This is a genomic window from Bradyrhizobium sp. P2_E8, from assembly GCF_056403875.1.
The window spans coordinates 1-892 of the sequence record NZ_JBFUES010001678.1 but is presented as its reverse complement, the minus strand read 5'-3'; the positions used below and the strand labels follow the sequence as shown (position 1 = coordinate 892).

The window sequence follows — 892 nt, the reverse complement described above, 5'->3', positions numbered from 1 at the left end:
GGTGAAGGGAATCGAACCCTCGTATTCAGCTTGGAAGTCGATGCGGAATCCCTCCCGCCACATCACCGAAGTTCATCAAACAGCGTAAAACAAGCACTTTCCTGTATTCCAAACTTCACGCTGGATCCCCGAAAACACCCGCAGATCACGGGTTATTGCGCCCGAGGAGCGCCCTGAAAAACGGAAGTTTTGGCGAGGGCGCGATAAGAAAAAAGCGCCGTGTCAACCCACCGCGCTCTCTTTATCACTTCTTTTCCTGGGCCGCGAACGCCTGGTCAGCTTCGCTAGACTAATCGTCCGAAGCTTCAACACCAATTGGCATGAAACGCCATTTGCCCCGACGCAGTGGGACCATGCGCTCTATCACCAAATGACTCGGGTCTTCCAACTCCGATTGGCTGAACCGTGCTGCGCTGTCGCCCCACTTTGAATCTTCCCGCATTTGCTTCACATGGGCTAGCAATTCAGTCGCGCTGGGAGACTCAGAATTGCGCGTAGTCGTTTGCCGTTCAATGGGCATTCCCAACTGCTTCCAGATGCGTGTCGTGAGGCAGCTGTCATCATTTGGTGGATACCCGGCTATCCGAATCAAGCCTTCACTCTTCTCTTCATCTGACAGCATGGAATATCGGGTATTGAGGGCCGTGAGATCTTTTTTGAGATCATCTCCGACCACAAAAACTTGCTTGTCGGTCATGAACAGCGGCGCGGCTCTTTGATGTAGCTTGTCATTGGAAATGAAGATCATCGAGAATGGCAGATAGAATAAGTATGCCATATCAACGCGATTGCTAGCTCGGTCAGGTGAGATCAACTTCTTCCCGATAGCTACGTTGAAGAAGACCTCAACAAGAAGGCAGTGAGCGGTATAAGGTGCGAAATCGTGTAGGGG

The 892-nt window shown here is 51.6% G+C and carries 1 protein-coding gene; it reads right to left on the bottom strand.

The genetic code is table 11. The annotated features are described in order from the left end of the window. Positions 1-289: 289 nt before the first annotated feature. A partial coding sequence (locus tag AC1D00_RS43185) for a hypothetical protein (RefSeq protein ID WP_477014933.1) occupies positions 290-892 on the bottom strand: 603 nt, incomplete at its 5' end.